Genomic DNA, 4,328 nt, shown 5'->3' on the forward strand with positions numbered 1-4,328 from the left:
ATATTATTTTTGTTTTAGTCCATTTTATTTTTTGATTTTAAATAAAAATGTCTAACTTTTTGTGTTGATCATTACCTTATTAAATTGATTGTTTTACCCGAATTGAATCCGAACATAAGATCGGTTTACATTGTTTCTAGTAGGAAATTAGGTTCACAAAAATCTCCCGAATGTTTTTTCGTAACTCAAAGAATATGTAGCTATACGAAAAGAGATGAACCTGATTCAAAGAATGTAAAGGGCAAGTGACGCTCAAGTGAAGTAGGTAGGTGTAGCCATGATTAGCAACACATTAAAGAAAGGTTTAAGTTTATTTAAATCTAACCCGATAACTGAGCAAATTGATTTTGCAAGTAAAAAAAGTATTCCGATTCGACATTTGGCAATTGGTTTTGAAGGCAAACAAGTCGATTTATCATTTTATATGAACAATCAATTCGCGACTATTTTCTTTGCTACGCTATCTGTATTTTTGACCTATGGTGAAGACTTAGTTATTGAAACTGCACGTCACCATCGTGATTTATTAAAAGATCCTATTTTAAGACAGCGTGTGACGTCATTGATTGGTCAGGAGGCGATTCACTCAAAACTTCATAATGAGTTTAACGATGCAATTGTTGAGCTTGGCTATCCAGTGAGACTTTATCGTTTCTTGGGCGAGCAATTTTTTGATCATATCTTCTTAAAATTTCCACAACCATTAAAACTTTCTTTAATGGCAGGGATTGAGCATTTTACGGCTGTATTAGCTGAATACATGATGGCACATGAGCAAAACTTCTATTTCTCTGATGACGCTAAAACACGTGCGCTTTGGATGTGGCATATGTTAGAGGAGTCTGAGCATAAAGATGTCGCTTACGATGTTTATCAAACATTAAATGGTAATTATGCACTTCGGATTTCTGGCTTCTTCCTCGCGTATTTTACCATTCTTGGTTTAATTCCGTTTGCGACAACATTCGTTCCTGTTTTACGTAAGCCTCAAGAGATGTTGACTGCAAAATTCTGGAAAGATGCAAAGCGTGGAGTCAAACTCGTTTTTAGTCCTAAAGATGGCGTTTTTGGTAGCACTCAAAGCCGTATTTTTGATTATCTACGTACTGATTTTCATCCTAATGACCATGATGCATCTGCGTATTTTGAATATTACGAAAAGAAATTATTGTCTGAAGGTGGTGCATTACATCCTTTCTTTGTTAAGGAATTTACACCTAAAGTTCAAGCTGCTTAATTTTGTTGGATAACTGATTGGTGCACAGCAATAATGATCATATGAGTTGGCAAAAAAGCTCAGATTCTTATGAGCGATTTGGTTCTTGTTGCCCATATTTTGCTCGTGCACTATGCAAGCAAGTTTTTCAGGAAATATCAATTTCAAAATTTTCTGAGATAAAAAAGAGTTTTCATTGAACTTAAGTGTTTAACAATTGAAGTGTTAAATGTTGCAGAAATAATTTTATAGACAACTTTATCGTTTTAATTGCTATGTAACTCTTTGATTTTTATTTACTCTCGTCATGGGGATCACGTTATGGTCGCTCAAGTTATTCGAAGTGTCTTTTCAGACAAATTAAGTACTAAATATCAGGGAATTATTCAGAACTTTGCGAATAAATCACCGATTCCTATTCGTCATTTTGATTTTAAATTTAACCCAAATGAGTTAGATGAAAAATTTTTCTTAAACAAAGAATTGGCTACATCTTATTTTCATGCTTTATCAATTTTTCTAACTTTTGGTGAAGATGTTGTAATTGAAACAGCACGTTATCACCGTGACTTTATTCATGATCCAATTTTGAAGCAAAGACTCACTTCTTTGATTGGGCAGGAAGCGATTCATTCAAAAATTCATAATCAGTTCAATGATGAAGTTTTGAAAGAGAATGGTTATCCCGTTGAGCTGCTACGTGCAATTGCCGCAAAAGTTTTTGATTATGGTATCTACAAATTACCACAGTCATTACAACTGTCATTGATGGCAGGAATTGAACATTACACGGCTGTGCTTGCTGAATTTATGATGCAGCATGAAGACTATTTACTTGGCTCACAGGATGAAAGACAACGTGCTATGTGGATGTGGCACATGTTGGAAGAATCAGAGCACAAAGATATTGCTTATGACGTATTCCTTGAATTATCGGGGGATTATTGGCTCCGAATTACGGGTTTTCTTTTAGCTAGTTTGACAATTTTAGGTGGCGTATCACTTGGTGGTTATTTGATGCCATTCTTACGTAAGCCAAGCAATTTGGTCAATCCACGCTATATGAAAGATGTATTAGAAAGTACCGCATTATTGTTTGGTAGTGAGCGTGGCGTGTTTGGTAGTAGCTTTATGCATATCTTGGAATACTTACGTCCAAGCTTTCATCCAAATGACCACGATACTACTGCGTATATGGCGTATTACAAAGAGCGGTTACTTAATCCTGAAACGGGATTATTGTCACCATATTTCCTTAAAGAATTTGTACCACCTGTACGTGCAACTCACGCATAACTTGGGCCAAGTAAATACGAAATTACTGGAAAAACAAATATGAAATTATTTGGTAAAAAAGTCAAACCGAGCCAAAAAGCATTTGCTGTGGTGACTGGTGCGGGAAGTGGAATTGGTCGTAGTTTTGCACTTGAATTGGCAAAGCGTGGCGGCACAATTGTGTGTTCAGACATTAATCTTGATGCGGCAAAAGAAACAGTAGCTTTAGTTGAGGCGCTAGGTGCAAAAGCCTTTGCCGTGCAATGTGATGTTGCGAAAGAAGAGCAGGTTAATCAATTGGCTGAGCAAGCTGAACAATTGATGCAGAGCCCTGTTACTTTGGTGATTAATAATGCAGGTATTGGTCTTGGTGGTAAGTTCGATGAAATGTCATCAGAAGACTGGAAATGGTGTATGGACATCAACCTTTGGGGTGTGATCTATGGTTGTCGTGCTTTTGTACCGAAGTTCAAACAATTAGGTCATGGTGCAATCATTAATGTTGCTTCAGCAGCATCCTTTACCGCAGCACCAGAGATGACTGTTTATAACGTTTCCAAAGCGGGTGTACGTGCATTATCTGAAACTCTGTCAGCAGAACTTAGAAAGTCGAATATTAAGGTCAATGTACTTTGCCCAACATTGGTTCCGACCAATATCATCAAAAATGGCAAAGTACCACATAAGGGTCTTTTAGATTATGCATTGACCAATCTTGCATTTACTACCAGTGATAAAGTCGCAAAGTTGACATTAGATCGTTTAGATAAAGGTGAGCTTTATACCATCCCACAAATTGATGCCAAATTATTCTGGTTGATGAAACGTACTGCTCCAAATTTATATGCAAAATTTTTGGGCACATCATACCGTTTAATGAAGTAAACCCCATCGGGTAAAAGATTTTGATGACTGAAATAAGATTGAAGATACATTTATTTCAGAGCAATAGATGAAAGGATATTTAAATGACAGCTCAAGCAAAAAAATTAAATTCTGCTGACAAAAAAGCATTACCTCCACACATTTACGATACCTTTATCGTAGGTGCTGGTATTTCAGGTATTGCAACTGCAATCCGTCTTGATCAAGTGGGTTACACCAACTACAAGATCATTGAAAAAGCGACGCGTGTCGGCGGCACATGGCGTGAAAATACTTATCCTGGCTGTGGTTGTGATGTTCCATCAGCATTATATTCATACTCATTTGCGCCAAGTGCTAAATGGAGTCATTTATTTGCTCGTCAGCCTGAGATATTAAGTTATTTAGAAGAAGTTAGCGAAAAATTCAATGTAAGTTCGAAAATTGAATTCGGTACTGAACTCATAAATGCTGCTTGGAATAAAGAGCGTAATTTATGGGTGATTGATACAAATAAAGGTCAATTCCTTTCTAAAACGGTTATTTTTGCGACGGGTCCAATCACTGAAGCTCAGATTCCAAAACTTGAAGGTTTAGAAACTTTTAAAGGCGAAATGTTCCACTCAGCGAAATGGAATCATGATTACGATCTTACAGGTAAGCGTATTGCTGTTATTGGTACAGGCGCTTCGGCGATTCAGTTCGTACCACAGATTCAGCCTTTAGCAAAAGAGTTATATGTATATCAACGTACAGCACCTTGGGTTGTTCCAAAACCTGATACTGACTTAGGTGAAGTCAGTAAAGCATTGATTGAAAAATTCCCATTTATCCAAAAAGCTTGGCGTAAAACGGTAGCACAATCACTTAATGCGATTAATTTTGGTTTACGTAATCCAACGGTATTAAAGCCTGTTGGTGAGTTAGCGAAACTGATTTTACGTTTCCAAATTGAAGATGCTGAATTACGTAA

At 36.7% G+C, this 4,328-nt stretch carries 4 protein-coding genes; all 4 read left to right on the forward strand.

Annotation, left to right across the window (positions count from 1 at the left end):
* Window positions 1–277: 277 nt before the first annotated feature.
* Window positions 278–1,237, forward strand: coding sequence for a metal-dependent hydrolase (locus AAV96_RS00485; protein ID WP_005216663.1), 960 nt, complete (start codon window positions 278–280; stop codon window positions 1,235–1,237).
* A 300-nt stretch (window positions 1,238–1,537) separates the two neighbouring features.
* A complete protein-coding gene (locus AAV96_RS00490; RefSeq protein WP_046737895.1) occupies window positions 1,538–2,512 on the forward strand; it encodes a metal-dependent hydrolase in 975 nt (324 codons plus the stop codon).
* A gap of 39 nt (window positions 2,513–2,551) precedes the next feature.
* Complete coding sequence (locus AAV96_RS00495; protein WP_005216661.1) at window positions 2,552–3,376, forward strand: SDR family NAD(P)-dependent oxidoreductase; 825 nt, start codon at window positions 2,552–2,554, stop codon at window positions 3,374–3,376.
* Between the two features lie 83 nt (window positions 3,377–3,459).
* The coding region (locus AAV96_RS00500; protein WP_046737896.1) for a flavin-containing monooxygenase at window positions 3,460–4,328 on the forward strand (869 nt) is incomplete at its 3' end.

Origin of the sequence: Acinetobacter sp. AG1 (genome assembly GCF_001005525.1) — a bacterium.
Classification (GTDB): Bacteria; Pseudomonadota; Gammaproteobacteria; order Pseudomonadales; family Moraxellaceae; genus Acinetobacter; species Acinetobacter modestus.